Source organism: Streptomyces auratus (genome assembly GCF_050433025.1).
GTDB lineage: Bacteria > Actinomycetota > Actinomycetes > Streptomycetales > Streptomycetaceae > Streptomyces > Streptomyces sioyaensis.
This window is the reverse complement of the sequence record NZ_JBNGCB010000003.1, coordinates 1,897,594-1,923,389: the sequence shown is the minus strand read 5'-3', so window position 1 is coordinate 1,923,389 and position 25,796 is coordinate 1,897,594. Positions and strand designations below refer to the sequence as shown.

General features: G+C 71.5%; 22 protein-coding genes. 3 read left to right on the top strand and 19 right to left on the bottom strand.

Features of this window, described 5'->3' with window-relative positions; translation table 11 throughout:
• Positions 1 to 43 precede the first annotated feature (43 nt).
• Positions 44 to 670 (top strand): class I SAM-dependent methyltransferase, encoded by a 627-nt coding sequence (locus BKA18_RS28160; RefSeq protein ID WP_366046576.1) that lies wholly within the window; start codon positions 44 to 46, stop codon positions 668 to 670.
• A 124-nt stretch (positions 671 to 794) separates the two neighbouring features.
• On the opposite strand, the gene BKA18_RS28155 is transcribed toward BKA18_RS28160, so the two are convergent.
• The 13 genes from BKA18_RS28155 to BKA18_RS28095 all read right to left on the bottom strand — a co-directional run bounded on the left by BKA18_RS28155 (position 795) and on the right by BKA18_RS28095 (position 15,991).
• Complete coding sequence (locus BKA18_RS28155) at positions 795 to 995, bottom strand: hypothetical protein (RefSeq protein WP_366046575.1); 201 nt, start codon at positions 993 to 995, stop codon at positions 795 to 797.
• The gene (locus tag BKA18_RS28150) at positions 973 to 2,865 is read right to left on the bottom strand and encodes a carbamoyltransferase family protein (protein WP_366046574.1); all 1,893 of its coding nucleotides are present in this window, start codon (positions 2,863 to 2,865) and stop codon (positions 973 to 975) included. Before BKA18_RS28150 ends, BKA18_RS28155 begins: the two co-directional genes overlap by 23 nt.
• A gap of 1 nt (position 2,866) precedes the next feature.
• On the bottom strand, positions 2,867 to 3,052 hold the full coding sequence (locus BKA18_RS28145; RefSeq protein ID WP_366046573.1) for a hypothetical protein: 186 nt from the start codon (positions 3,050 to 3,052) through the stop codon (positions 2,867 to 2,869).
• Between the two features lie 11 nt (positions 3,053 to 3,063).
• Entirely contained in the window at positions 3,064 to 3,981 is a 918-nt protein-coding gene (locus tag BKA18_RS28140; RefSeq protein WP_366046572.1) for an SGNH/GDSL hydrolase family protein, read from the bottom strand.
• Positions 3,982 to 4,100: 119 nt separating this feature from the next.
• Complete coding sequence (locus BKA18_RS28135) at positions 4,101 to 5,036, bottom strand: NAD(P)/FAD-dependent oxidoreductase (RefSeq protein WP_366046571.1); 936 nt, start codon at positions 5,034 to 5,036, stop codon at positions 4,101 to 4,103.
• Positions 5,037 to 5,039: 3 nt separating this feature from the next.
• A complete protein-coding gene (locus tag BKA18_RS28130; RefSeq protein ID WP_366046570.1) occupies positions 5,040 to 6,377 on the bottom strand; it encodes an MFS transporter in 1,338 nt (445 codons plus the stop codon).
• Positions 6,370 to 7,272 carry a phytanoyl-CoA dioxygenase family protein gene (locus BKA18_RS28125; protein ID WP_366046569.1) on the bottom strand — a complete coding sequence of 301 codons (903 nt, stop codon included), beginning with the start codon at positions 7,270 to 7,272 and terminating at the stop codon, positions 6,370 to 6,372. Before BKA18_RS28125 ends, BKA18_RS28130 begins: the two co-directional genes overlap by 8 nt.
• A gap of 136 nt (positions 7,273 to 7,408) precedes the next feature.
• Positions 7,409 to 9,298 carry a carbamoyltransferase C-terminal domain-containing protein gene (locus BKA18_RS28120; RefSeq protein WP_366046568.1) on the bottom strand — a complete coding sequence of 630 codons (1,890 nt, stop codon included), beginning with the start codon at positions 9,296 to 9,298 and terminating at the stop codon, positions 7,409 to 7,411.
• A 106-nt stretch (positions 9,299 to 9,404) separates the two neighbouring features.
• On the bottom strand, positions 9,405 to 10,988 hold the full coding sequence (locus BKA18_RS28115; protein ID WP_366046567.1) for a radical SAM/SPASM domain-containing protein: 1,584 nt from the start codon (positions 10,986 to 10,988) through the stop codon (positions 9,405 to 9,407).
• Between the two features lie 200 nt (positions 10,989 to 11,188).
• Positions 11,189 to 11,356 carry a hypothetical protein gene (locus BKA18_RS28110; RefSeq protein WP_159032259.1) on the bottom strand — a complete coding sequence of 56 codons (168 nt, stop codon included), beginning with the start codon at positions 11,354 to 11,356 and terminating at the stop codon, positions 11,189 to 11,191.
• A 381-nt stretch (positions 11,357 to 11,737) separates the two neighbouring features.
• Positions 11,738 to 13,648, bottom strand: a complete 1,911-nt coding sequence (locus BKA18_RS28105) for a propionyl-CoA synthetase (RefSeq protein ID WP_366046566.1) — start codon at positions 13,646 to 13,648, stop codon at positions 11,738 to 11,740.
• Positions 13,649 to 13,765: 117 nt separating this feature from the next.
• A complete protein-coding gene (locus BKA18_RS28100) occupies positions 13,766 to 14,512 on the bottom strand; it encodes a creatininase family protein (protein WP_366046565.1) in 747 nt (248 codons plus the stop codon).
• A gap of 33 nt (positions 14,513 to 14,545) precedes the next feature.
• Positions 14,546 to 15,991 (bottom strand): MFS transporter, encoded by a 1,446-nt coding sequence (locus BKA18_RS28095; protein ID WP_366046564.1) that lies wholly within the window; start codon positions 15,989 to 15,991, stop codon positions 14,546 to 14,548.
• A gap of 228 nt (positions 15,992 to 16,219) precedes the next feature.
• Here BKA18_RS28095 and BKA18_RS28090 point away from each other — a divergent pair, with 228 nt between their 5' ends.
• On the top strand, positions 16,220 to 16,894 hold the full coding sequence (locus BKA18_RS28090; protein ID WP_366046563.1) for a TetR/AcrR family transcriptional regulator: 675 nt from the start codon (positions 16,220 to 16,222) through the stop codon (positions 16,892 to 16,894).
• Positions 16,895 to 17,187: 293 nt separating this feature from the next.
• On the opposite strand, the gene BKA18_RS28085 is transcribed toward BKA18_RS28090, so the two are convergent.
• From BKA18_RS28085 to cseB, 4 genes are all read right to left on the bottom strand, one after another.
• The gene (locus BKA18_RS28085) at positions 17,188 to 19,746 is read right to left on the bottom strand and encodes an ABC transporter permease (RefSeq protein WP_366046562.1); all 2,559 of its coding nucleotides are present in this window, start codon (positions 19,744 to 19,746) and stop codon (positions 17,188 to 17,190) included.
• A 68-nt stretch (positions 19,747 to 19,814) separates the two neighbouring features.
• Complete coding sequence (locus BKA18_RS28080; RefSeq protein WP_366046561.1) at positions 19,815 to 20,597, bottom strand: ABC transporter ATP-binding protein; 783 nt, start codon at positions 20,595 to 20,597, stop codon at positions 19,815 to 19,817.
• Between the two features lie 284 nt (positions 20,598 to 20,881).
• Positions 20,882 to 22,165 carry a HAMP domain-containing sensor histidine kinase gene (locus tag BKA18_RS28075; protein WP_366046560.1) on the bottom strand — a complete coding sequence of 428 codons (1,284 nt, stop codon included), beginning with the start codon at positions 22,163 to 22,165 and terminating at the stop codon, positions 20,882 to 20,884.
• Positions 22,166 to 22,176: 11 nt separating this feature from the next.
• Complete coding sequence (cseB, locus tag BKA18_RS28070) at positions 22,177 to 22,869, bottom strand: two-component system response regulator CseB (RefSeq protein ID WP_366046559.1); 693 nt, start codon at positions 22,867 to 22,869, stop codon at positions 22,177 to 22,179.
• Positions 22,870 to 23,301: 432 nt separating this feature from the next.
• On the opposite strand from cseB, the gene BKA18_RS28065 reads away from it, so the two are divergent.
• Entirely contained in the window at positions 23,302 to 24,264 is a 963-nt protein-coding gene (locus tag BKA18_RS28065) for a YcxB family protein (RefSeq protein ID WP_366046558.1), read from the top strand.
• Between the two features lie 187 nt (positions 24,265 to 24,451).
• Here BKA18_RS28065 and BKA18_RS28060 read toward each other — a convergent pair whose 3' ends face one another.
• Together BKA18_RS28060 and BKA18_RS28055 are read right to left on the bottom strand one after the other, a co-directional pair.
• The gene (locus tag BKA18_RS28060; RefSeq protein WP_366046557.1) at positions 24,452 to 24,748 is read right to left on the bottom strand and encodes a hypothetical protein; all 297 of its coding nucleotides are present in this window, start codon (positions 24,746 to 24,748) and stop codon (positions 24,452 to 24,454) included.
• Positions 24,749 to 24,823: 75 nt separating this feature from the next.
• On the bottom strand, positions 24,824 to 25,123 hold the full coding sequence (locus BKA18_RS28055) for a WXG100 family type VII secretion target (RefSeq protein ID WP_168482238.1): 300 nt from the start codon (positions 25,121 to 25,123) through the stop codon (positions 24,824 to 24,826).
• Positions 25,124 to 25,796: the final 673 nt, after the last annotated feature.

The window sequence follows — 25,796 nt, the reverse complement described above, 5'->3', positions numbered from 1 at the left end:
ACTGGTCAACGGATCACCGGGGCTCAGCGTCTAAGATCGCCCGGTGACGCAGAGCGTAACTCTGGCCGGGGCCTTCGATGAGCTGGCTGATAGCTATGACCACCGGCACCACGAGGAGATCGCGCGGGTTCTGATCGCGTGGGTGGCCCCTGGTGCGGGGGACGCGGTCGCCGATGTGGCGTGCGGAGCGGGGGCCGTCGCCCGGCAACTCGCGCAGAGGCGGCCCGATACCGCACGGCCGGTCCTGGCCGTCGACGTGTCTCCTGGGATGGTCGCGGTGGGCAGGGCCCGCGCCGCGGGTCTGGAACGGGAGACGGCGATCGACTGGCGGGTCGCCGATGCCGTACCGCTGCCGGTGGCCGATCGCTCCCTCGACGTCGTGCTCTGCGCGTCGTCGCTGCACTTCCTGGGGCGCCGGGCACTGGCCGACTGGCGGCGTGCCCTGCGTCCGGGTGGCCGGGTGGGTTTCACGCTGCCCCTGGCCACGCACTTCCGGCCGTCGGAACGCTTCTCGGGGCTCCTCGCCCGTGATGTGCCGCTGCCCCACACCGCGCAGGAGGCGAGCCGCTGGGCGACGGCATGCGGATTCACCGAGGCGGATTCGCGCGTGCATGTCCTCGGTACGCGCCGCGTGGTGGTGACGTCGGCGACGAGCCCGGACGGCCGGTGAGCGAGCGAGTGCACGCGCGCAGCGCCACGCGGGGCACCACCCGATGCACGACGGTCCGTGCCGTCCTGCCGTTCGCCGGCGGCCTCCTGGACGTGTGCGGCCGCCCGCCGACCCCGCCGTCCGCTCAAGGGGCCCGGCGGAAGGCTGCGACGGGGCGGCGGGGACGGGCCGGGCGGTCCAGGTAGCTCGTCCGGGAGCGGTCCCAGGAACGCCGCAGCGGGTCCCGTACCGCCCGTGCGCACAGCCCGGCCGGGGTGACCAGCGCGAAGTACAGCGCGGCCAGGGCCAGGTGCCGCAGGCGTTCAGTCCATCGGGATCGCGGCACGCCAGTCGCCCTCCTCCCGCCACTCGGGCTGCTCCCGCTTGTCCAGCAGGAAGTCGCCGAGGACCAGTAGATCGATCCGGGTGCGCATGAAGCAGGCGTACGCCTCCTCGACGTCGCGCACGATCGGCTCCCCGCGCACGTTGAACGAGGTGTTCACCAGCACGGGGCAGCCCGTGCGGTCCCGGAAAGCGGTGAGCAGCGCGTGGAAGCGCGGGTGGCGCTCGGCCGAGACGGTCTGCACCCGGGCCGAGCCGTCGACATGGGTGACCGCCGGGATCGTCGAGCGCGGCACCCGCAGCAGGTCCAGGCCCGTCGCGCCGTCTGCCGCGGCTCCGCACTCCCGCCGCTGTGCCGCGGCGACCTGCGCGGTCAGCAGCATGTACGGGCTCTCCTGTGGCAGGTCGAACCAGTCCTTGGCGTCCTCGGCGCGCACCGCGGGCGCGAACGGGCGGAAGGATTCCCGGAACTTGGTCTTGAGGTTGAGGGTGGACTGCACGGCGGGATCGCGCGGATCGGCGAGGATGGAGCGATTGCCCAGCGCCCGTGGTCCGAACTCCATCCGTCCCTGGAACCAGCCCACCACCTTTCCGTCCGCGAGCTCCGCGGAGACACGCGCCACCAACTCCCGCTCCGGCAGTCGCGCGGCGGGATATCCGGCCCGGGTCAGGAACTCCTCGGTCTCCCGGTCGGAGCAGCCGGGGCCGAGCAGCGCGCCCGCCATGGCATCCGTGCCGCGCCCCACATGGGGGCGGGGCGCTCCCCGGCGGTGCGACTCGGCCAGCGCCGCGCCGAGCGCGCCGCCCGCGTCCCCGGCCGCCGGCTGGACCCACAGCTCGTCGCAGACCCCGTCGGCCAGGAGCCGGCCGTTGGCCACGCAGTTGAGCGCCACACCGCCGGCCAGGCACAGCCGTCGCTCCCCGGTGCGTTCCAGCGCCGTCCGGGACAGCCGCAGCATCACCTCCTCGGTCACCTGCTGGACGGAGGCCGCCAGGTCGAACTCCCGCTCGGTGAGCGGGCCTTCCGGTGTCCGGCGCGGCCCGTCGAACAGCTCCTCGAAGGCCCGGCCGACCATGGTCTGCCCGTACTGGAAGGTGAAGTGACGCAGGTCCAGACGGAACGAGCCGTCCGGCTTGACGTCGATCAGCCGCTCCCGGATGAGCGGCGCGTAGCGCGGCGTCCCGTACGGCGCCAGGCCCATCAGCTTGTACTCGCCCGAGTCGACCTTGAAGCCGCAGAAGTACGTGAATGCCGAGTACAGCATGCCGAGGGAGTGCGGAAAGCGCAGTTCGGCGAGGGGGACCAGCTCGGTGCCGCGGCCGTGCCACAGCGTCGTCGTGGCCCACTCCCCCACGCCGTCGACGCACAGCACCGCGGCCGACGGGTACGGGCTCGGGAAGAACGCCGACGCGGCGTGCGAGGCGTGGTGCCGGTGCGCCACCACCGGTGGCAGCTGCTGTCCGGGCGCCAGGGCGCGCAGCCGCGCCCTTACGTCGTCCAGGGCCCGCCGCTTCCAGCCGGCCCACTGCGGGAACGCCCGGCGGAACACGGGAAGGCCGTGTGGAGCGGTGGCCAGCCAGGTCGCCAGCACCCGGCGGAACTTCACCGCCGGGTCCTCGTAGAACGCCACGGCCGCCAGCTCGTCGAGGCGCAGCCCGGCCTCGTGCAGGCAGCAGGCGACGGCGTGCGCGGGGAAGCCGGGGTCGTGGCGGCGCCGGGTGAACCGCTCCTCCTGGGCCGCCACGAGCGGGGTGCCGCCGGCCACGACGGCTGCCGCGCTGTCGTGGTAGTAGGCGGAGATGCCCAGGACCGGGCCGTCCGGGCCGCCGGGGCCCGAGCGGCCGGCGCGGGCACCGCCCCTGCCGGTCCCCATCTCAGAACAGGGGGTAGACGGAGGCGTCGTCCTCGGGCTGCGGCCGCAGCCGGGACGGCGGCGCGGGCCGGTCGGCGGGCCGGTGCGGTGGGGTGTCGGGGGCGGGTCCCGGGCGGCCCCGGTGCCGCAGCCAGGAGGCGAGGCGGCGGACTGCCGACGCGGGCGCCGCGCTGCTGTCGTCGGGCATGGAGGGGCTCCTCACACCAGGTCCAGGCGGTCCGCCAGCTGCCGGGCCACCAGGTCGTATCCCAGATCGGTGCAGTGCACGCGGTCGATGAACAGCCAGTCCTTCGGCCCGGCGGCCTCGGCCAGCGCCACGTTCAGGTCCAGGAACGGCACGTCGAGCCGGGCGCATCCGGCGGCCAGCCGGTCCGCGTAGGCGCGGCCCACCGCCATGGTGGAGATGTCGTTGTGGAACCGGCGAAAGTTGGACACCTCGTCCAGCTCCTCGAAGAGCAGCTGCTCGCGGGGCAGCGGTTCCTCGCGCACCCAGGGCGCGAGCGGCTGGAGTGCGAAGACCAGCCGGGCGCCCAGGGCGTCCGCGAGCCGCTTCCATCCCCCCAGATGACGGATCGTCAACTCGGTGGCGTGCGCGACCCGCTGGTCCGGCGGCGGTACGACGTCGGGGGCGGGCCCGCAGTCGAAGAAGGCCCCGTGCCGGCCCTGCTTCTCCTCGGGCAGCCGGCTGAGCACCAGGTTGTTGACCCCGGAGAGCAGCACGATGTCCTCGACCGGCGGGAGTTCGTGCTGGAACAGGGTGAACAGCAGCAGTTCCTGGGCCGAGTTGTGGCTCTGCCCGGCGATGTTCAGCCAGGGCAGCCGGGGTGCGTGGGCGTTCCACAGCCGCGCGCTGATCGTGGCCGCGTCACCGGTGGCGCCCACACCGAAGACCGCGGAACTGCCCGCGAGCACCCGCACCGGGCCGTCGGGGCGGTCGTCGCCGACCGTCGCCCGGAGCCCGCCGGGGCCCGGGGTGACCCGGAAGCCGTGCCGGTCGGTCGTGTAGACGGGGGTCTTCTCGTTGCCGTACTGGAAGTACCCCAGATAGGGCTGGTCCTCCAGGACGAAGGTGTAGTGCTCCATGTGCGGAGTGAACTCGGCGCGGGGTGACGTCATCGTGAAGGGGCTCCCGTCGGTGCGCGGTGCATGGCTGTCGTGCCTTCCGTGGGGACCGGCCGTCCTGCCGTGCGCGGTGGGCCCGTGGGGCACGCCGGTGCGGGGATGGCGGCCTGCGCTCAGGGGGCCGGGGTCGGGGGCGGCGGCTCGGGCAGGGAGCCGGGGCGGTCCTCGCGGATCAGGTCGGCGTTGATGGCCATGCCCGCCAGGCCGCCGCTGGCAGCGGCCATCGCGGCCTGCTGCATGTTCCGGCCCAGATCCCCGGCCACGTACAGCCGGGGCAGGCTGGTGCGGCCGCGCTCGTCGGTCTGTACGGACTCCAGGTCCGGGGCCTGCAGCCAGGGGCGCAGCGGGGCCACCCGGGGCTCGATGTCCAGGTGGAGGAAGAGCGCCCCGTAGCTCGCGGACCGGCCGTCCTCGAAGCGGACCTCGACACCCTCGGGATGCGGCCTGACCTCGCTGACCCCGTCGGTGACGACGGGCACGCCGGCCGCGGTGAGCCGGTCCCGCTCGTCCTGGGGCAGCTCGCGCCGGTCGGTGAGGTAGGTGAGGGTGTCGGACCACACCGTCAGGGTCGCGGCCAGGCACTCGCCGGGCACGCTCCCTCCGTACACGGCGAAGCTGCGCTCGCGCACCTCCCAGGCGTGGCAGTACGGACACTCCAGGACGGTCGTGCCCCACAGGTCCGCCAGGCCCGGGACCGGCGGCAGCACCGAGCGCACACCGGCCGCGTACAGCAGGGTGCGGGCGCGGAAGGTGCCGGACTCCTTGGTGGTGACCACCACCTGGTCGCCGTCGGGCTCGGCCGACACCACCTCGTCGTCACGGAACGTCACGTCGTACGCGCCGAGTTGGGCGCGCGAGCGGGCCCGGAAGTCCGCGATCGTCGCCCCGTCGTTGGTGAGCACGTTGTGCATGACGCCCGCTGCCATGTTGCGGGCGTCGCCCGAGTCGATCAGCAGCACGCGGCGACGTGAACGGCCCAGGTAGAGCGCTCCGTTGAGGCCGGCCGGGCCGCCTCCGACGATCACCGTGTCGTAGAGCTGCGTGTCCAATGGTCACCCCTTGTCGAGAAGGTCACTGTGCGGAGGCGGATCGGCGGGCGGCGCACCGGAGGACAGCGGTGGTGCGGAGGGCGCCGGGAGTGCGTCGCCGGGCGCGGAGTGGTCCTCGCGCACCGGCGCGAGCAGCACCAGCGCGCCCACGGCCAGAACGGTCCCGCACACCACGAACACGGCGGGCACGGACAGGGCTTCGGCGAGCAGTCCGCCGAGTGTCGCGCCGACCGGCATGGTGCCCCACGCGCACAGCCGGGACACGCTCATCACCCGGCCCTGGAGATCCTCCGGCGTGAGCCGCTGGCGCAGCGACATCACGGGGATGTTCCAGCCCATCATGAAGACGCCGTTGACGGCGAGCGCCAGCGCGGCCAGGACCGGGTGGCGGCCCAGGCCCAGCGCGGCGTACGCGGCCCCGGACGCCACCAGGGACCAGCGGGCCAGCCGTACGGTGGGCAGCCGGTCGGCGGCCCGGGGCGCCAGCCAGCTGCCGGCGACGGCGCCCAGCGAGCCGACGGCGAGCAGCAGTCCGTACCCGGCTTCGCCGAGCCCCAGAGTGCGCTCGCTCAGCAGCACCAGCATCGAGAAGGTCGCCGAGAACACCAGGCCGTACAGGGCGCTCGCGGCCAGCGTGCGCCGCAGGGTGCGATGGCCGAGGACGAAGCCGAGCCCCTCCCGGATGTCGCGCAGCACCCCGCTGCGCGCCCCGCCCGGCGCCGCCTCGCGGCTGGTGCGGACGAGCGGGGCGAGGCCGAACAGCAGCAGCGCGGCCAGCGCGTACAGCACCCCGCCGGTGGCCAGCGCCGCGGCGGCGGTCAGGCCCACCAACAGGCCCGCCACGGGCGGTCCGACCGTTTCGTTGAGCACGATCTGCGCTGCCATCAGCCGCCCGTTGGCGCGCTCCAGGTGCCGCTCGTCGACCAGGCGCGGCAGCATCGCGGGCGCCGCGGTGTCGGCGAGGGTCTCGGCGATGCCCAGCAGGAACGCCAGCGCGTACAGCAGGACCAGCGGGCGGTTGTCGGCGAGGGCCAGGGCCGCGCCGAGCAGCGCCGCCGCGCGGACCACGTTGCTGCCCAGCACGATCCGGCGCCGGTCCACCCGGTCCACGAGGACGCCCGCGGGGAGCGCGAACAGCAGCCAGGGCAGCATGTTGACGGTGGTCAGCCCGGCGACCGCCGCCGGGTCGGGGTGGTGCGCGACCACCAGCAGCGGCAGCAGCGTACGGGTGATGCCGTCGCCCGCGTTGGAGGCGGCCGTCGAGGCCCACAGCCAGCGGAACGGGCGGCCCAGGTCCACCCGCAGGGCCGGGCCGGCCCCGGACGGGGCGGTGCTAGCCAACAATGCTCCCCTCGGACCACGCACGCAGGCCCAGCAACCGCTCGCCCAGTGCGGTCAGCGTCGCCGGCCCGTACAGCTCGGCCTCGTCCTTGCGCACCCCGCCCTGCGGCGGATGCGGCGGGATCCGGTCCCGCCAGAACCGCACCCGGGCCTCCCGGAGTTCGGCGTTCTCCTCCCAGGCGGGCGCCATGGTCAGGTACTGGGCCATGCGCACCCGGGCCTTAGAGACGTTGGGGTGCACTCCGTGCGGCAGCAGGCTGTTGAAGATGATCAGGTCGCCGGGCGCGACCCGAGGCGTGGTGATCGGGTAGCCGGTGATGTCCGGCGTGAACGGGTCGCGGTCGGCCGGCTGGCCGCTCACCCACTTCTCCCACTCGGTGAAGATCTCCGGCACGCACTGGAAGCCGCCGATCTCCTCGTCGCCGTGGGTCAGCGAGAGCACCGCCTGGCAGCTCACCTGCAGCGGTTCGGTGGAGGTGTCCACGTCCCAGTGGATGAACCCGTCGAAGGCGCGCGGTCCCCGGTTGGGCGGGTTGACATTGGCGAAGTCGATGGTGACCCACAGATCGGTGCGGTCCCAGATGTCGGCGAAGGCCCCGTACACCCGCGGGGTCTGCCGGATATCCCACTGGGCCTGGTGGTTGTACATCTCGACCAGCCCGCTGTGGCCCGGCAGCCGGTCGTTGCCGGTGTGCGGCGAGGCCCAGGTCGAGGGGTCCTGGGGGCGCATGTCGAGGAAGGAGTGGAGACCCTCGATGAGGGCGGTGACCGTCTCCGGCGCGACTGCCTGACGGACGATCACATAGCCTTGGGTGATCCACTGTTGCCAGTCCTCGGGGGACAGGACGCGCAGTGGTTCCGTCTTGTGGATGTCTCGCAGTGGAATGGCGGCCACGGGCACTCTCCAGGGACACGACGCCTGCACATGATCGGGTGGGACGGGCCGGCCTCGACATCGTCATTCCGGCCATTTTTCGCCCGGACGGAGATATCGGGGGAAACAGGTACGGGGCGCTGGACCGAGGCGGGGATCACTCGACGATCAGGCGGCGTTCGGGCAGCACCACGGCGTCCAGCTCGGTCCCGGTGAGCAACTCCAGTGCCTCGTCGAGGTGGTTGAGGATCGGGCGACCGCCCCCGTTGGCGCTGGTGTTGATGAGGACGGGCAACTCCGTGCGGGCGGCGACCGCGTGGCACAGCCGGTGCAGCAGGGGCTGCGCGTCGGGCCGTACGGTCTGGAGGCGGGCCGTACCGTCGATGTGCCGCGCCTCGGCGAGCTGCCGGGCCCGGTCGGGCCGCACCCGCACCGCGAACAGCATGGTCTCGGTGTGGTCCAGGGGCCCGGTGAAGTACTGGTCGGCCACCTCCTCCGGGCAGATCGGCGCGACCGGCCGGAACCACTCCCGGTTCTTGATCGTCTGGGAGACGTACCGGCGGGCGCCGCTCCAGTGGGCCGAGACCAGCAGCGAGCGGTGGCCCAGCGCCCGCGGCCCGGTCTCCAGGCCGCCCTCCAGCCAGGCCACGCACCGCCGGTCGGCCAGCAGGTCGGCGACGGCCCGGACGAACTCCTCGTCGTCGGCCGGGCGGCGCAGGGACAACCCGAGGCCGGCCAGCCGGCGACGGAGGCCGTCGGCCGCGGCTGCGTCGTCATCGTCGTCGCCGTCCACCGTGTCCAGGCCCTCCAGCGGCGGCCCGGCGTAGGCCAGCGCCCATCCCGAGCGGCCCAGCAGGGCCGGGCGGTCGGCCGGGTCGGCGACGGCCAGCGCCGCGCCCAGCGCGATCCCCGAATCGTCGCAGCAGGTCGGGACGGACACCCGGGTGAACTGGGCGCATTCGGCGAGGCGGCTGTTGGCGGTGATGTTGAGCGCGCAGCCGCCCGCGTAGCAGAGCGTCGGGTAACTGGGGAAGCGCCGGCTGACGCCGGTGACCAGCCACGTCAGGTCCCGCTCCACGGCGGTCTGCAAGGTGGCCGCCAGGTCCCGGCAGCTGCGCGCGTCCGGGGAGGTCCCGACCGGGGTGCTCCGCCCGTCCGCGGTGCGGATCTCGTCGGGGAAGACCGAGCCGAAGGAGTGCACGACGTCGTCGTCGGAGGAGTCGGCCAGGCCCGCGTCCAGATACCCGCCGCTGTGCGGGTCGTACTCCCACCAGGTGTCGGCGTAGCGCAGCGCGGTGCCGGTCAGCCGGTCCTCGTCGAGCTGCTCGTACAGGTCCGGCGAGGCGCGCCGGGTCGACTGCGGGACGAGCATGGCGCGCAGCACCGGCAGCAGGGCGGCATCGGTCTCCCCCGTGGCCGTCAGCCCGAGCAGCTTGCCGGTGTCGAACTGGCTGCCGTGGACGCGCCGGGCGAGCGCCTCGTAGACCAGGCCGAAGCGCGGGCCGGTGCGGTTGGTGAAGGACATCACCGGGGTGAGCTGGTCGCCGTCGCCGAGGCAGACCATGCCGCACTCGGCGTAGTTGCCCGTCCCGTCCAGGGCCAGCACCAGGGCCTTGCGGGCCCCGGAGGTGTAGTACGCGAGGGCGGCGTGCGCGTAGTGGTGGCGTACCGCGGTCAGCGTGATGTCGCCGAACCCCTTGGCCAGCGGCCAGTCCAGGGGTTTGATCACCCGGGTCACCGCGTCGGCCAGGCCCGTGCCGCCGGTGGCCGTCCAGCGGGCGTCCTCGTTGACGAGCTCCACCAGCGCCGGGGGCAGCACCTGGCACACCGGCGTGTACCAGTCGGCCACCGCGATCCCGGTCACCGGGCTCGCCGCCCCCTCCCGCAGCTCCGCCAGCCACTCGGCGGCGGCCTGCGGGAAATCGCCGTTGCCGCCGCACACATGGCGCAGCCCCAGGCGGCGCTCGGCCTCGATGACGCGGTAGCCGCCCGCCTCGGTGAGAGCGGCACCCGCGTCGTGGCCGAAGTGCATCCCCATCATTGCCATGGAACGAGTCACCCTTCCTCTGCCCGGACCGGAGTCGTGGGGCCGGGTCGTGGATCGGGGGCCCGCCTCGCGGAGGCGGGCCGTTGCACAGAGCGTCGGGCCCGGCTCAGGACAGCGTGGCGAGGCTCTGGGTGTGATGGCGCTCCAGGAGGCCCTGCACCACCTCGCGCATGTAGGCGCAGTAGCCGGGCGACATCACCTGGATCGAGCCGTTCTCCTCCTCCAGCGCTCCGGCGGAGCCGCCCGAGCAGGTGCCCTGGAGCTCGCAGCCCTGGCAGCCGGGGCCGTTGGTGTAGGCCCGCATGCCGTAGTCCTGGTAGGCGGGAGAGGAGAAGATGCCGCGCCAGTCGTCGATGGTCCCCAGCTTGCGGGCGGTGGCCTTGCAGGCGAAGACGCTGCCGTTGGGCTCGATGGAGAGCTGGCGGCCGACCGCCGGGCAGGTCTTGTAGTCGGCCTGCTCGGCCCACTTGGCCTCATCGATGATCATCTGGAAGGTCTGGTACCAGTAGCCGCTGAGCTGCACACCGCGCTCCCGCCCGTAGTCGACGGCGGCCAGCAGCCGCTGCGCCACGTCGTGCGGGCTGTGCTTCTGGAAGAACTCCTTGGCCTGGAAGGACACGATGACGTCCAGGGATTCCAGACCGGCCTCGGCGACGAAGTCGATGAGCGGGGTGCCCCACTTGTCCCAGGTGTACTGGGAGAGCACCGAGGTGATGCTGACCGGGACGCCCGCGGCCTTCATGTCGAGGATCGCCTTGCGGACCACGGCCCAGGCGGTGCGCTGCTGCTGCCCGCCACGGAACTCGCCGGTCTCCGGGACCAGGTAGTCGATGGAGACGGTGGTGTCGACGCGGTGCTCGGCGAGCGCCGCCAACAGCTCGTCGTCGATGCGGGAGCCGTTGCTGGTGAGGTCGTAGGAGAGGGTGACGCCGTCGTAGCGGTCGCCGAAGGTGCGCAGCACGTGCAGGATGGTGCCCCGCGCCAGGGTGGGCTCGCCGCCGAAGAACGACACCGTCAGATGGCCGCCCCCGTTGGCTTTGCGCAGCTCGATGGCTTCCTTGACGGTCTTCTCGGCCACCTCGCGCGACATGTGCATCGAGGGGTTGCGGACCTCGTCCGCGCCGTGGTTCCAGTCGCCCTTGGCGAACGTGGGGCCCGAGTCCTGGCGGGTGGGGCCGACGACCTCGCGGGAGCGGCGCAGTTCGACCAGGACCGGGCCGGGTTTCACCGACTCGCCGGAGGTGTTGCGCTCCTCGACGCCGCCGTCGAAGTTGTACGCGAAACAGCCCTGACAGGAGAAGTTGCAGGCGTTGGTGAGCACGAGCTGGATGGAGGAGTGGAACACACCGCTGCCGAGTGCGCTTTGCCGGCTCTCCAGCAGGCCGTCGATCTCCGCGGCCTCGTCGTGCCCCGCCTCGACGAGGAACCGGGCCTCGACGAGGTCGCGCAGTGCGTCGCCGTCGACCCGCTCCCGCAGTCGTTCCCAACTGAGTCCCTGGGACGCCGCTTTGAGGAGTTCGACGATGTCCCGGTCGATCAACCGCGCATTTCCGAAGAGCGAATGAAAAGCCATGGTCCGCTCGTCGCCCTCATAGGAATCGAGCCGGCCTCCGAACGACGTGAAATCCCGGTTGCCCGCGGCACGCAGGGTGCGGACGTAGCGCGAGGACTGGTACATCGAATTCTGCATGGCGAAGACTTCTCCCTGCGTCTCACGACTTCCGACGCACCGCACGACGCGGCCCTGGGCGCGCGGCATACGGCACTTGCGTCGGCGAAAAGGGCCCCGGGCGCGGAGCCGTGGGACGCGGACCGGTCCCGGCCCTCGGCCCGGCCCGCGCGACAGACCGGGGCCCGGCCGGTGGGCGGGGCCCCGGGGAACCTCAGCCCTTAGGCCGACGCACTCTCTTTCCGCTGCTCAGCGGGGGCCGAGACGACCTCCGCCTGCTTGTGGGCGGGCGTGATGGTCGGGGCGTTGCCCTTGTCCGGCGAGACGAACGCACACGGACGGGACGACGCGGTGACCGCGGGGCGGGCGACCTTCTTGACTTCGGCCATATGGCCTCCTCAGTAGGTGCGACACAACGCGGTCCACTCAAGCAGAAGAAAACACCACTCAATAAGTCTTCAACCGGACATGGTTGGAAAAGGGCGCCACTACGGGGCATACCAAGGGGAATTGATCCTTCACCGTGCGGCACGTGCCGCGCTGTCTGCCGATTCGCCCGCGCACCCCGCGTGCCCGTCACGGCCGACTCACCCGCTGGAGTCCCTTCCCATGCCCTCGCCCGGGATGAATTCCGGCCAGAAGCGGAGACCGAAGGAGATGACGTTCCGGCGTGCGCGACTCGGGGCAGGCCGGGACCTGTACCCACTGGGGTGGCCGGGCCCGGCCGGTCTCACCCCCTCCTGATTCCCCACCCCTGCAGGGAACGAGAACTAGGGCGTGTCGTTTGGATCATGGCGGAGTACCGGTCGCAGCACCTCGATCACCGCGGGATCGTCGATGGTGGAGGGCAGTTCGGTGTCCCGGCCGTCGGCGATGTCGCGCATGGTGCGGCGCAGGATCTTTCCCGAACGCGTCTTGGGCAGCGCCGGTACCACGTCGACCCGCCGCAGCGCCGCCACGGGGCCGATCGTCTCCCGTACGGCGGTGACAAGTTCCGCGGCGATGTCGTGCGGATCGCGGTCGAGGCCGGCCTTGAGCACGACGAGACCCCTCGGCACCTGTCCCTTGAGCGGGTCGGCGACACCGACGACAGCGCACTCGGCGACATCCGGGTGAGCGGCGAGCACCTCCTCCATCGCGCCGGTGGACAGCCGGTGCCCGGCTACGTTGATCACGTCGTCGATGCGGCCCATGATGAAGAGGTACCCGTCCTCGTCCTTGTGACCGCCGTCGCCGGTGAGGTAGTAGCCGCTGTAGGTGGACAAGTATGAGCGCACATACCGTGCGTCGTCCTGCCACAGCGTGAGCAGCGTTCCGGGTGGCAGCGGCAGCCGGATCGCCACCGCGCCGTCGGCGCCCGGCGGCACATCGCGGCCCGTCGCGTCGAGGATGCGCACGTCGTAGCCGGGCATCGGCACGGTGGGCGAACCGGCCTTGAGCGGGTGCGGCTCCAGGCCCATGGGGTTGGCGACGATCGGCCAACCGGTCTCGGTCTGCCACCAGTTGTCGACCACCGGAACGCCGAGCAGGTCAGTGGCCCAACGGTAGGTCTCCGGATCCAGGCGCTCGCCGGCCAGAAACAGGTGGCGCAGCGATCCCAGGTCGTGGGCGTGGAGAAGCGCTCCGTGCGGGTCCTCCTTCTTCACCGCGCGGATCGCCGTCGGTGCGGTGAACAGTGCCGTCACGCGGTGTTCGGCGATCACCCGCCACAGCGCACCGGCGTCCGGCGTGCCGACGGGCTTTCCTTCGTAGAGCACGGTGGTGCAGCCCGTGAGCAGCGGTGCGTAGACGATGTAGGAGTGGCCGACGACCCAACCGACGTCCGAGGCCGCCCAGAAGACTTCACCGGGGTGGGTGTCGTACACGTTCTCAAGGGACCAGCGCAGCGCGACCGCGTGGCCGCCGTTGTCGCGCACCACGCCCTTGGGCCGGCCGGTCGTGCCGGAAGTGTAGAGGATGTACAGCGGGTCGGTGGCGGCCACGGGCACGCAGTCGACCGGCTCGGCGGTCGCCAGGGCCTGGTCCCAGTCGAGGTCACGGCCGGTCATCTCCGCTGTGCACTGCGGTCGCTGGCGGATGACACAGTGCTCCGGCTGGTGTTCGGCCAGGGCGAGGGCATCGTTCAGAAGCGGCTTGTACGGCACGACGCGGGTCGGCTCGATGCCGCACGAGGCGGCGACGACGACCTTGGGGCGGGCGTCGTCGATGCGCACGGCGAGCTCGTGCGCGGCGAATCCCCCGAAGACGACCGAGTGGACGGCGCCGATGCGGGCGCAGGCCAGCATGGCGACGACCGCCTCGGGAATCATCGGCATATAGATCGCGACGCGGTCGCCCTTGGCCACCCCGAGCCCGGCCAGCACTCCGGCGAACAGCGCGACCTCGTCACGCAACTCCCGATAGGTGAACGACGCCTTGCAGCCGGTGACCGGGCTGTCGTACACCAGCGCGAGTTGCTCGCCGCGCCCGGCGTCGACGTGGCGGTCCAGAGCGTTGTGGCAGGTGTTCAACTCCCCGTCCGGGAACCACCGGTACAGCGGAGCCTTAGACCCGTCGAGGGCGCGGGACGGCGCGACGGTCCAGTCGATGGCACGGGCGGCGTCCAGCCAAAAGCCTTCCGGATCCGCCAGACTGCGCCGGTACCCCGCCGCATAGCCGTCCTGCTTCGGCGTCCGCGTCATGTCGATGTCCCTTTCCTCGTTCTGTCTGCGCCGCACCGGAAGGTGCCTTCCGCCCATGCCCGTCACGTGCGGGCGACAGCACGGTCGGCCCGGCGGATTCGCCGCCGGACGCCGGGTTCATTTCCTCAGCCATTCGGCGATGGCTTCGGCGCATGCGTCCAGAATGGCTTCGCCCTTCTCCGCGGTCGCCGAACGCGCGTCACCTGCTACGCCCGACGCCGTGACCTTGTGGAACGACCGCGGTACGTGGATCGCTTCGCTCGGATCCGACTGCAGCGCGATCTGAGGGCCGACCGCCTCGGCGAGCCGTACGCCGTCGACGAGGTCCGGCGCGATCGCCATCGTCATGGACGTCTCGCCTTCGCAGGCGTGCATCAGAGTGTCCTGGTCCTCCAGGATCTCCGCGATCCGCGCCTGCCCGGCCACGAAGTAGCTGGTGACGGCGATGGGCGCGGACAGTTCCCGGGAGATTTCACTGCTGATCGCGTGCAGGGCCGTGACGTTGCCGCCGTGGCCGTTGACGATGAGGATCTTGCGGAAGGCGGCCGTGAGGATGGAGCGGCACAGCTCACGCAACAGTGCGTGGTACGTCGCGAGCGTGAGGGTGAAGGTACCGCCGAACTCCACATGATGGTCCGCCAGCCCGCACCACAGGGACGGCGCGACGACCACGGGCCTGCCCTGAGCGACCATGATCGCGGCTGCCCGCCGGCATGCCTCGGTGCTGAGGAAATCGTCGACCCCGGTGGGCAGATGCGGGCCGTGCTGCTCGGTGGAGCCCACGGGAAGCAGCACCGGTGCGCCCTGGGCCGCCAGCTCCCGGAGAGCAGGAGCTGTCATGCGGTTCCAGAAGATCTCTGGCATGGGGGGTGTCCTTTCCTGGCGAGCCGGCGGAGGTCAGTGCGTCTTTTCGGGAATGACGGGGGAGGTGGGCCCACTCGGGGCGGCCGGCCGGGCGAGGGTGGCCCGGGCCGGACCTGAGATGGCTTCCAGCCGCAATCCCGTGGTCCGCACGCCGAAGACGAGCGAGAGTGCGGCCAGCAGCATCGCCGCGGCGACAACGGTGAAGGCGACCGGTGCTCCATGGGCACCCAGAAGGGGGAGCAGATAGAAGGGCGCTGCCGCTGTCGAGAGCCGGCTCAGCGAGTACAGCCAGCCGGTGGCGGTGGTGCGCACACTCGTGGGGAACTGTTCCAGCTGGTAGATGTGGCCGGAGTTGGACATGACATTGGCCACCGCGGTGAAGCAGAAACCCGAGGCGATGATCACGGCTGCCGACTGGGCGCTTCCGTACACGATTCCGCACACCGCCATGCCCACCAGCGACGCGGCCAGAATCCACTTCCGTTCTGCCTTCTCCATGATGAGCATGGACAGATAGGAGCCGAGCGGATAGCCGATGAAGGAGAAGGTCAGATAGGTCAGCGAGGTGCTGAGGTCGAGTCCCTTGGCAGCGAGGACGAGCGTGGCCAGGCTGCCGAAGCCGTAGTAGCCGATGGGCGCGAGGATCCACACGGTCGCCATGATCACCATGCGCCGGGCCAGGGGCCGGCGGAAGAGGGCGCGGACGGGCACCGGCTCGACCGCGAGGTCCGGCTCCTCGGACTCGTCGAAGACCGCGGGGGGTGTCCAGCCTTCGGCCTCGGCGGCTTTCTCGAAGCGGCTGGTGACGGCGTCGGCCTCCGCCGTGCGTCCGACCGACTCCAGCCAGCGAGGTGACTCGGGCAGACCTCTGCGCACCAGGAAGGTCAGCAGGGCTCCGAGGGACCCGATGGCGAACATCCAGCGCCATCCCGCTACGCCGAGCGGAGCGCCGTCCACCAGCACCAGGCCCAGGAAGCCGACGACGGGTACGGCGAGATAGGCGCCCGTGAAGGCCCATGCCGCGTAGTAGCCGCGCCGGGCCGGCGGGAGGATGTCGCCCAGGAACGAGTCCGTCACCGGCAGTTCGCCGCCCAGGCCGATGCCGGCCACGAAGCGGAAGGCCACGAGCGTCCACAGGTTCGGGGCCAGAGCGCAGGCGAGCGTGGCCCCGGAGTACAGGGTCAGCGTGACCATGTAGGCGGTCCGCCGTCCGACACGGTCCGCGAGCCGCCCGATGACCACGGCTCCGACGAAGGCTCCGACGAACGCCGACGCCAGAACGAGCGACAGCTCGAAGCCGCCCAGGGCGAAGGTCTTCTTCAGCGTGGTCGCGAGGACCCCGGCCAGGAACAGCTCGTAGATCTCGAAGAAGTTCCCCAGCGCCATGACGCCGGTGAAGCGCTTGTGGAGCCTGGTGACCGGCAGCCGGTCGAGCCGTGCCGCGACGGAGGGGCCAGTCGACCCCAAGGAAGATCGCATACTTCTCCTCTCAGGTTGAATCGCACATTCAGCCCCCGCGAAGTAGACTGGACAGTACAGTCCAATTTGAGCCATGGCAAGAGTCCGACAGACCTCTGAGCTGGAGGGAGGGATTCCTTGCGGGTGTGGTCCACTCGGGCCGGCCTGGCGCACCCGGGACCCTCGCAAGATCAACGCATTGCTGGACTAGACTGGCGCGTCCAGTACAGAAAGAGGTGCTTGACGGTGGTGCCCGCGCCCTCCCAGCCCGCCCGGCAAGGCAAGGGTCGCTCCCGCAGCAGACTGAAGATCCTCGCGGCGGCGAAGGCGCTCTTCCTGCAGGACGGCTATGACGGTGTGAACCTCGACCGGATCGCCACCCAGGCCGAGGTCGCCCGGCAGACGGTCTACAACCAGTTCGGGAGCAAGGAAGCGGTCTTCCGTGCCGTGATGGAGCACCACTGGTCCAGCCTGCCGCTCGGAGACCTGTTGACGCGCCTCGAACAGAGCCTGGGGACCGACGCCGACCCGGCCGGATTCCTGCGCCAGTTTTCCCAGATCCTTCTGACCTTCATCGACGACGCGGATCAGGTCGCCTTCACACGGCTCGTGATCGCCGAGTCCCGCCGGAGCCCCTGGGTTGCCGAGGAGTTCTACCGGGTCGGCAAGGAGCCGTTGACCAAGACGCTCGCCGGCTGCCTGCAGCGGCTGCACGAGACAGGGGGGATCGATTGCCCCTCCCCCGAACTGGCTGCGCATCAATTCCTGGGACTCGTACAGGAATTCATCATCTGGCCGAAGGTCATGGCGATCGGACCGGACGTCATGAGCATCCCGCCGTTCGACGTCGTCGTCGAAGAGGGAATAGCCATGTTCCTCAGTCGCTACGGCGTCTGCGACGAGGCACGGGCGGCGCGGACGTGATCGGCACGTCGCCCGGCCTTCGGCCCCACGCTGGCCGCCTGCCGAATCACCAGCTCCGAGAGGAACGCCACGAGTTCGAGGCCGGCCGCGTCCGCTCCTCCAGGGCCACGCCAGGGTGGCTGAAAAGTGCCGGATGGTGGTGCATCGGTGGCACTGAACAGCAGCCGGGGCACAGCGGGCTCCCGTCACTGGGCGGGAAAGTCGGCGACCGGTAACTCGGCGTACGCACCGGACAGTTGCCACGGCACCGGGGCACGCCAGGTTCCCCTCGGACGTCGAAGGTGGGCCGTGCGTCACGTCTCCGCAACGGCCTCCAGCGGGCTCAGGGCGGCGGCCCGGCGAGCCGGGACGGCGGCGGCCAGCGCGCCGATCGCGAGGGAGAGCAGGCACACGAGGAGCAGCGTCCCCCAGGGCAGCGCAAGGGAGTACTGCGGCAGCGCGGCGTTGGCCAGCGAGCCGACCGCCCAGGCGCCGAACAGGCCGCCCGCCAAGCCGAGGAGCGTGCCGAACGCGGCGACGGTCACCGCCTCCAGGCGGATCATCCGCCGGATGCCGGAGCGGTCCATGCCGATGGCCCGCAGGGCGCCGATCTCTCGGGTGCGTTCGGCGACCGACATGGCCAGGGTGTTCATGATGCCGAGCGCGGCGATGACGATGCCGATGGCGAGCATCCCGTACATCAGGGTCAGCAGGTCGCCCATGGTGCCGGCGGCCTCGTGGACGAACTGCTGCCGGTCCTGCACCTTCAGCAGCGGGCTGTTGCCCACGGCGGTGCGCAGCCGGTCCTCGGTGGTGTGCGAGACCGCGCCGCCGTCGGTGCGGACGAGGATGCGCTGGACGGAGCCGGGCAGGTAGCTGTGGTGCGCCACCTCGGTACGGGCGCCGAGCGCGTCGTGGGCGACGGGGTTGTCCTTGTAGACGCCCACGACGGTGTACTTCCTGAACTCCTGGTTCCGGCCGAGGCGGACGTTGAGGTGGCCGCCCGTGGTCACGCCGTTTGCCCGGGCGAGGGTGCGGGAGACGGCGATCCGGCCCGGCCCGAGATCCTTGGCGGAGCCGCTGACGAAGTCGAGCTTCATGACGTCGTGCACGGTGTGGGGGTCGACGCCGGAGATCTCCCGGACACCGCCGCCGGTGAACAGGGTGGAGTCCGTGACGGCGCTCGCGGTCCGCACTCCGGAGGTGTCGGCCACCCGCCGTACGGCGGCCGGGTCGACGCCGGTCATGGGCGGGGAGCTGATCACGTAGTCGGCGCCGAGGCCGGCCGCGGCCTGGCGGTCGAGGGCCTGCCCGGTGGAGTTGCCGATGACGGCGAGGCCGGCGACCAGTGCGGTGCTGATCAGCAGGGTGGCGGCGGTGGCGGCGGTGCGCCTCGGGTCGCGGAGCGCGTTCTGCTGTGCGAGGTGGCCGGTGATCCCGAAGCGGCCGGTCAGCCGTCCGGTCAGTCGGATCACCGGGGAGGCGAGGATCGGCGCGAGGACGATCAGGGCGGCGACGAGGAGGGCGCAGCCGAACATCGCGGTCTGCAGGTTCTTCTCCGAGGCGTCCTTCGCCCCCGAGAGCGACACCAGCACACCGGCGCCGGGGACGAGGAGAGCAAGGCCCGCCACGCCGCGGATCCGGGACCGCTGGGCGGAGGGTGGTGTTTCCGTCGTGCGCATCGCCTCGATGGGCGCGACCTTCGCCGCCCTGCGCGACGGCAGCCACGCGGCGAGCACGGTGACTCCCACGCCCACGCCGAGCGCCGCCACCACCGAGCGCGGGCCGATCACCAGAGGGCCGTGGGGCAGCGTGTTCCCGTCGGTGCTCAGGATGTCGGGCAGCACCGAGGCGATGCCGAGGCCGAGCAGGAAACCGGCCGCCGATGCGACGAGGCCGACCAGGAGGGCCTCCAGGAGCACGGTGCGGGACACCTGGCGGCGTGTGGCGCCGATCGCCCGCAGCAGCGCGATCTCACGGGTGCGCCGCGACACGAGCATGGTGAAGGTGTTGATGATGAGGAAGGAGCCGATGAACAGCGAGACCCCGGCGAAGACCAGCGGCAGCTTCTCGTAGCCCCGGGTCAGGGTGTCGACGAGGAGGGCCTGCTGGGCGGCCTGGGCGGCGCCGGTGGTGGCCTCGGCCCGGTCGGCCGGGAGCATGCCGGTGACTCGGCGGGAGAGCGCGAACTGGTCGGTGCCGGGGGCGGCGGACAGATCGATTCCGGTGTAGTGGCCCGGCGACGCGAACAGCTTCTGGGCAGTCGCCTTGTCGAACAGGGCGAGGGTGCCGCCGGCGGTCACCCGGGTGTCCTCGGTGGTGACGATGCCGACGAGCCGCTTGGTCATGACGGGGCCGTCGATGGCCAGCGTGATCGTGTCGCCGATGCGGAAGTGGCCGGCGGCGACGGTGCCGCGGTCCACGGCGAGTTCGCCGCTGTTCGTCGGGGCGCGTCCCTCGGCCAGCGGGTAGCGGCTGTCCTTGCCGTCCTCGCCCGGTACGTAGCCGGCGGCCTGATTCGCCCCCGGATGGACCCGCAGCGGGGTGCCGTCCGCCGCGTTCAGGGCGGCCGTGCCGTCGGCCGACGGGCGCACGGCGGCGACACCGGGTACGGCCGCCAGTTTCCGTGCGAGCGCGTCGTCGAGCGGGCTGGCCTGCTGGTGTGCGGCGGCCCCCGGCGGGGGTGCCTTCGCGGTCACGCTGACCGCGATGTCGGCAAAGCTCTTCGACGCGGCGGCGCGGTGGGCCTCGGCGCTGGAGTCTGCGAAGACCAGGGTGCCGCTGACGAACGCGACACCCAGGCAGACGGCGAGGAGAGTCATGATCTGACGGGCCTTGTGCGCCAGGAGGTTGCGCAGGGCTGTTTTCAGCATGGGGAGCCTTCGAGGCGTGGGCTCGGCGGATGCGAGCGGCGGCGGGTTCGGTCCTGGGCGAGGCGGGTTCAGCAGGTGTGTGAGAGGGCGCCCAGGCTCTTCATCAGGTCCAGGACCCGGTCCGGGGTGGGGTGTGTCAACTCGTCGACCGGGTGGCCGTCGGAGAGGAAGACCACGCGGTCGGCGTAGCCGGCGGCGACCGGGTCGTGGGTGACCATGACCACGGTCTGGCCCAGCGCGCGCACCGAGTCGCGCAGGAAGCCGAGGACTTCGGCCCCGGCGCGGGAGTCAAGGTTTCCGGTGGGCTCGTCGCCGAAGATGATCGCGGGGCGGGAGGCCAGGGCGCGGGCGACCGCGACGCGCTGCTGCTGCCCGCCGGACAGCTGCGCGGGCCGGTGACCGAGGCGCTGGGAGAGTCCGACCATGGCGACCACGCGGTCCAACCACTGCTGGTCGGGGCGGCGTCCGGCGATGGTCAGCGGCAGCGTGATGTTCTCCAGCGCGGTCAGCGTCGGCAGCAGGTTGAACGCCTGGAAGATGAAGCCGATCCGGTCGCGGCGCAGCGCGGTGAGCTGCCGGTCGCCCAGCGTGCTCAGTTCGGTGGTGCCGATGCGCACGGAGCCGGAGCTGGGCGAGTCGAGCCCGGCGGCACAGTGCATCAGCGTGGACTTGCCGCAGCCGGAAGGACCCATGATCGCGGTGAACTCGCCCTCCCGGAAGTCGATGCTGACATGGTCCAGGGCTACGACACGGGCGTCGCCGCTGCCGTAGACCTTCGACAGGTCGAAGGTGGCCGCTGCGACCCCGGGCGCCCCGTGCCGCGCGGGCGGGCCGAAGGGGGTGACGGACATGCGGGGACTCCTCTTCGGGTGCGGAAGGGTGCACTGCGAAGGGTGTCCGGGGAACGTATCGGGGCCTGAGCCACCGTGTATCGGCGACCGCGCCGCTTTGTAGCAGTTCTGTAGGGCGTGGCCGGCCGGGCGGGCAGGCGCGTCCGTGGTGTCCGAGGGGGCGGGGGCGGCCGCGTCCGTGCCGGGTGAGCGTGCCCGAAGCGGCGGGCCACACACCGGGGCCTCCCGGCGCGAGCAGGCGCCGCACCGTCTTCTCCGGCAGCGGCATCAGCCCATGAGGAACGTCATGCCGGCGCGGCGGTTCCGCAGGAGCCGGATGGTCGGAACGGGAGGCGCAGGGTGGCGACGGCGCCGCCGTCCGGGGGGGTTTCCAGATGCAGTTCGGCGCCGAGGAGCCGGGCCTGGCCCAGGACGATGGTCAGGCCCAGGCCGTGGCCCGTGCCGCGCTCCGTCGCACCCGTCTGGAACCGGCGCGGACCGTGGAGCAGCAAGTCTGCCGGGAAGCCGGGGCCGTGGTCGCGCACGACGACCGTACGGCCCTCGACGGTGACCTCCACCGGGGGCCCTCCGTGCCGGTGGGCGTTGACGACGAGGTTGCTGACGATCCGCTCCAGACGGCGCGGGTCGGTCTCCACGGTCCGATCGGCTTCCCGCTCGGCGACGGTGACCTCGGTGCGGAGACCGGTGCGTGCCACGGCCTCGGAGACGACGGCGCCGAGCGGCACCCGGGCAGGGACCGGCTGCTCGGCCCCGGCGTCCAGGCGGGAGATCTCCAGCAGGTCCTCGACCAGGCCGCGCAGATCCCGCACCCGGGCCCGCAGCAGATCCTCCGTCTCACCGGCCGGCAGCAGGTCGGCGGCGGCCAGCAGACCGCCGACGGGGGTGCGCAGCTCATGGGCCACGTCCGCGGTGAACTGCCGCTCGGTGCGGAGCAGTTGGCCGAGACTGTCGGCCATACGATCGACGGTGGCGGCGATCTCGGCCACCTCGTCGCGGCCCTTGGTGGGCCCGGTGCGGGCGTCCAGATCCCCGGCGGAGATCCGGCCTGCGGTCTCGGAGACCCGCCGCAGCCTGCGGGCGAGCAGCCCGGCCCCGTAGACCGCCAGCGGCACGGCCGCCGCGAGCGCGACCAGCGAGGCGACCACCATGGTCACGTCGAGTCGGCGCAGCGTGTACAGCTCCGGGCCCATGTTGACCTGCACCGCCAGCACCCGGCTGCCCGGGCCGTCGACCCGCTGGGCGGCCCAGGCGCTGGGGCCCACATTCCCCTCGACGCGCCCGTCGTAAGCCGTATGCCGCTCGCCGTCGGCGGGGTGCCGCAGCGCGAGGGGCAGCTCGGCCGGATCCAGCTCGGCTCCGTCCGCGAGGGTTTTGGTGCGCCGGTAGGTGTCCATGGCCGAGTACAGCCCGTTGAACGCCTGGGCCTCGGCCCGGGAGCGGATGTCGTCCGCGGTCCACAGGTGCACCAGCACGCCCACCGCCGCCACGACCAGGCAGGCTGTGACCGCGGCCAGCGCGGCGATCTTCCAGCGCAGGGACGACAGGTCCGGCCGCAGCCGTCGGCACACCCGCACCGCCCTCAGCGCCTGAGCTTGTAGCCGAAGCCGCGGACCGTTTCGATCCGCTCCCGCCCCAGCTTCCGGCGCAGCCGCTGCACACACAGATCCACCACCCGGCTGTCGCCGTCCCAGCCGTACTCCCAGACATTGCGCAGCAGGGTGTGCCGCTCCAGCACGACACCCGGGTGGGCGGCGAACTCCAGCAGCAGCTTCAGTTCGGTCGGGGTCAGCGCCACCGGGCTTCCGGAGACGCACACCTCCATGCCGGCGGTGTCGATGCTCAGGTCCCCGAACACCAGCACCTCCCCCTCGGACGGCGGCCCCTCGTCCGCGGCCCGCCCGGGTCCCGGGGCGGGCGCGTAGGTCGCCCGCCGCAGCAGCGAGCGGATGCGCGCCACCAGCACGTACGTGTCCACGGGCTTGACCACGTAGTCGTCCGCCCCGGCCTCCAGACCGGCGACGACATCGAGCCCGTCGCCGCGCGCGGACATCATCAAAACGGGCACCAAGCTGGTCTCCCGAACCCTGCGGCACAGGCCGATCCCGTCCAGACCGGGCAGCATCACGTCCAGGATCAGCAGGTCGAAGCTTTCGTCACGGAAGAGCTCAAGGCCCGTAAGACCGTCGGCCGCGGCCTGCATCTCGTAGCCGTAACGCTCCAAGGCGACGGTGAAGGACCGTCGCATCAGGTCGTCGTCCTCCACCAGCAACACGCGGACAGGTCGCGAAGAGGCCCCGGCCGGGGCGGACGAGGACACGAGCGGCTCACTCCTGTTCGGACGATTCGGGTGAGGCATCGGTCGCATCGGTCCCGTATGGAGGCACACGCAGCCGATGTACGCACGCGCAGCCGACGACCCGAAAGAAAGGGTAAGGCAGACACCGGACGCGGCAACCGCGTCGCACCACGGACACGCATCGCACCCCTACCGCCTCATTCGTCCACGGACACCCATGTCAGAGGAGCTGTACCGCGACACCGCGGGGAAGCTCTCGACGTGTGCCGGTGCCCCCGACCGCCAACCGCCGGCGTGGACGCAAAGCTCCTCGGGCGCCGCGTGGTCGTCACGACGTACTCAGCGGCGATGCGCGCGCTCTCCTGACCCCAGGTCGCCGGAGCGGCTGAGAGAGCCTCTACGATCCGCTTGATCACCGAACCGGGGAGGGACATGGCCGAGGGCCGGGAAACAGACGCGGTCGCCGAGAGACCGGTGGAGCTGGCCTACCGGCCGACCGTCGGCGAACTGGCGTCCGCGCTGCGGGCACGCGCGAGGAGCATCGGCGCGGGACGCTTTCAGCGCCGGGCGCTGGTCTGGACGGTGGCGGTCACGACCGTCGGCGCCCTGCTGTCGGCGGCCGGCTCCGGCCACCGGGACAGACCGTGGCCGCTGTATGCGGGGGTGGTGGCCGCCCTCGCCTTCATGACTGCGGTGCCGTGGTTGCAGGCGCGCCGCCTCCACCGGCTCGCCGAACGGCAGGGGGACATCCGCGGGACGGTCGACGACACCGGGGTCCGGCTCACCACCGTGCACAGCTCGGCCAGCCACGACTGGCACCTCTACTCGCGCTATGTCGAGACGCCGGAGCTGTTCGTGGTTCTCAGCGCCGACAAGTCCGCCGTCGGCTTCGTCGTCCTGCCCAAGCGGGCCGTGGCGGGCCCGGAGGAGGTGGACCGGCTCCGGGCGGTCCTCGACCGGCGGCTCGTGCGCGCGGACGACGCCGAGGCGACCGGAGTCCCGCGGAGCCGGGGCGGGGCCGTCGGCCGCGGGGTCGGTTCCGTCGGACTGTTGCTGCTCGGGCTGCTGCTGTTCTTCTTCGCCTTCGCCGCCGTACAACAGGCCGCGCACCCGGACCGCTTTCCGGGGCTCCAGAACAACACCGCCCCGATGTCGGCCGTCATGCTGGGGCTGGGGGCGCTTGCGGTCGCCGGGGCCTGGTGGCTCGTACGGCGGATGACGGCCATGCGGATCGTGACCGCCGTGCTCGCCGTCCTTGTCCTGCTGGCCGGTGGCGCCGCCCTGTACCGCGTGGGGCCGATGCTCCACTGCTGGGGCTCGGACCGGATCGCCCGCGGGCCCGAGGGCACCTACGTCTGCTACGACTTCTGAGCGGGCCACGGTCTCCGAGCGGGCCCGGAGATCATCTCTCGGCGACGGGCTGCGGAAGCCGCGCAGTCAGCAGGGTGGTGAGAACCGTGTCACCGGCCGTACGAAGCCCTCCACGCTGCGGACGCCGGGCTCGACTGCCGTGGTACGCCGAGCCGGACGACGGCCCCGCGTCGCCGGACATCCCAACTCACCGCGTGCGAACGGGCCCCATATCGTCCGTCTTCGTGAAGTTCTCGGAGATCGTGTCCACGTTCTTGGCGAACGTCTTCACGTTGTCGTGGACCCGCTCGTGACCCGCCGCCCACGCCTTGTCGAATTCGTCGAGGGCGTGCGCGAGCTTGCTGTCGCCGGCGACGCTCTTGAAGTCCTTCCGGTCGCCCGCGGCGTGGTAGAGCGAGGCGGAGTCCCCGATCAGATCCCCGATGTTCTGGAGCTCCTTGGCCGTGTCCTTCAGATCCTGCACGGGAACGCTGATGCGCCCCATCGGTGTCTCCTCTCCTGCTCCGGCGTCCGGCCCCGCCCTCACAGGGAGAGCGGGGCCGGACGGTGCGGGGGCACGTCAGCCGATGGAGCCGGACGTCTGGTCGTCGGTGTCGACGAACGCGTCGGCGACCTGCTTGATGAACTCGCTGACGCCCTGCAGGCCCTCGATCGCCTTCTCGGTTCCGTTCTTGTACTCCTCCCAGTACGGACGGAACTTGGACTCGGAGCCGGGGGTGGCGTAGGCCGCCTCGACCATCTCGTCCATCTTGGTGTTGGCCTCGTGGAGGCTCTGCTGCATCAGTTCCTTCTGGTTCTGCAGCCAGGTCGACGCCTCCCGCATCTCGTCCGGGCTGATCTTGATGTTGCCGCCGGCCATGCCGATTCCTTCCCTCGCTGCGTATCGCCGCGGCCATCGGGGCCGCGCACACGGGGCTGTACGGGGCAACTGCCGAGGCGGTTCACACACCAGTTCAGAAACGGTGACAAAGCATCAGCTGACGGCCTGACCAGCAAGGTGCACCCAGGGGGTGTCTCTCCCGCCCTCTCCCGCCCACCGGCAATCATGATTCCGAAAGCGTGCACCCTCGGGCTCCGGACCGACAGCACGAGCAGAAGCCTTCTGATGCGGATGTGGTGCGGGACGCCCGAACCAGTCCGGACAACGAACCAGGCCCAGGCCTAATGCGGAGTGACCGGCAATTGCCGGCTCTTTACGTCACATTCTGGCCGACGAGCGCCCCGTGCCTTGGTCGGAACGGATCTGAACGGACCACTCGCACACGGCGGGAAGCGGCCGGGGGGCGTACTACCGCTGGGCAGAGCATGTGACCGACCGCCCTGCTGCGCCCTTCTGTTGGTCCAGAACGCGGCCGTCGCCGTCCCTCAGGAGGCAGTGCGCCACGCCCTTGCCGGTAGGCACGACTTCGAGGCGTGGGCTGTGCCCGCCGTCCTCCTGTGTGCTCCACTTGGCTCCGCTCACCTCGGCTTGCATGCTTACCGCGCCGTTGAGGCCATCGATGTAGTCGTACCTGGCGGATTTCAGATTGCCT

Bases quoted from the DNA above. Each gene is read 5' to 3' on its own strand.
- BKA18_RS28150 (WP_366046574.1), bottom strand. From the start codon at position 2,865: ATGGGGACCGGCAGGGGCGGTGCCCGCGCCGGCCGCTCGGGCCCCGGC.
- BKA18_RS28145 (WP_366046573.1), bottom strand. From the start codon at position 3,052: ATGCCCGACGACAGCAGCGCGGCGCCCGCGTCGGCAGTCCGCCGCCTC.
- BKA18_RS28140 (WP_366046572.1), bottom strand. From the start codon at position 3,981: ATGACGTCACCCCGCGCCGAGTTCACTCCGCACATGGAGCACTACACC.
- BKA18_RS28120 (WP_366046568.1), bottom strand. From the start codon at position 9,298: ATGGCAATGATGGGGATGCACTTCGGCCACGACGCGGGTGCCGCTCTC.
- BKA18_RS28115 (WP_366046567.1), bottom strand. From the start codon at position 10,988: ATGCAGAATTCGATGTACCAGTCCTCGCGCTACGTCCGCACCCTGCGT.
- BKA18_RS28110 (WP_159032259.1), bottom strand. From the start codon at position 11,356: ATGGCCGAAGTCAAGAAGGTCGCCCGCCCCGCGGTCACCGCGTCGTCC.
- BKA18_RS28105 (WP_366046566.1), bottom strand. From the start codon at position 13,648: ATGACGCGGACGCCGAAGCAGGACGGCTATGCGGCGGGGTACCGGCGC.
- BKA18_RS28100 (WP_366046565.1), bottom strand. From the start codon at position 14,512: ATGCCAGAGATCTTCTGGAACCGCATGACAGCTCCTGCTCTCCGGGAG.
- BKA18_RS28095 (WP_366046564.1), bottom strand. From the start codon at position 15,991: ATGCGATCTTCCTTGGGGTCGACTGGCCCCTCCGTCGCGGCACGGCTC.
- BKA18_RS28085 (WP_366046562.1), bottom strand. From the start codon at position 19,746: ATGCTGAAAACAGCCCTGCGCAACCTCCTGGCGCACAAGGCCCGTCAG.
- BKA18_RS28080 (WP_366046561.1), bottom strand. From the start codon at position 20,597: ATGTCCGTCACCCCCTTCGGCCCGCCCGCGCGGCACGGGGCGCCCGGG.
- BKA18_RS28060 (WP_366046557.1), bottom strand. From the start codon at position 24,748: ATGGGGCGCATCAGCGTTCCCGTGCAGGATCTGAAGGACACGGCCAAG.
- BKA18_RS28055 (WP_168482238.1), bottom strand. From the start codon at position 25,123: ATGGCCGGCGGCAACATCAAGATCAGCCCGGACGAGATGCGGGAGGCG.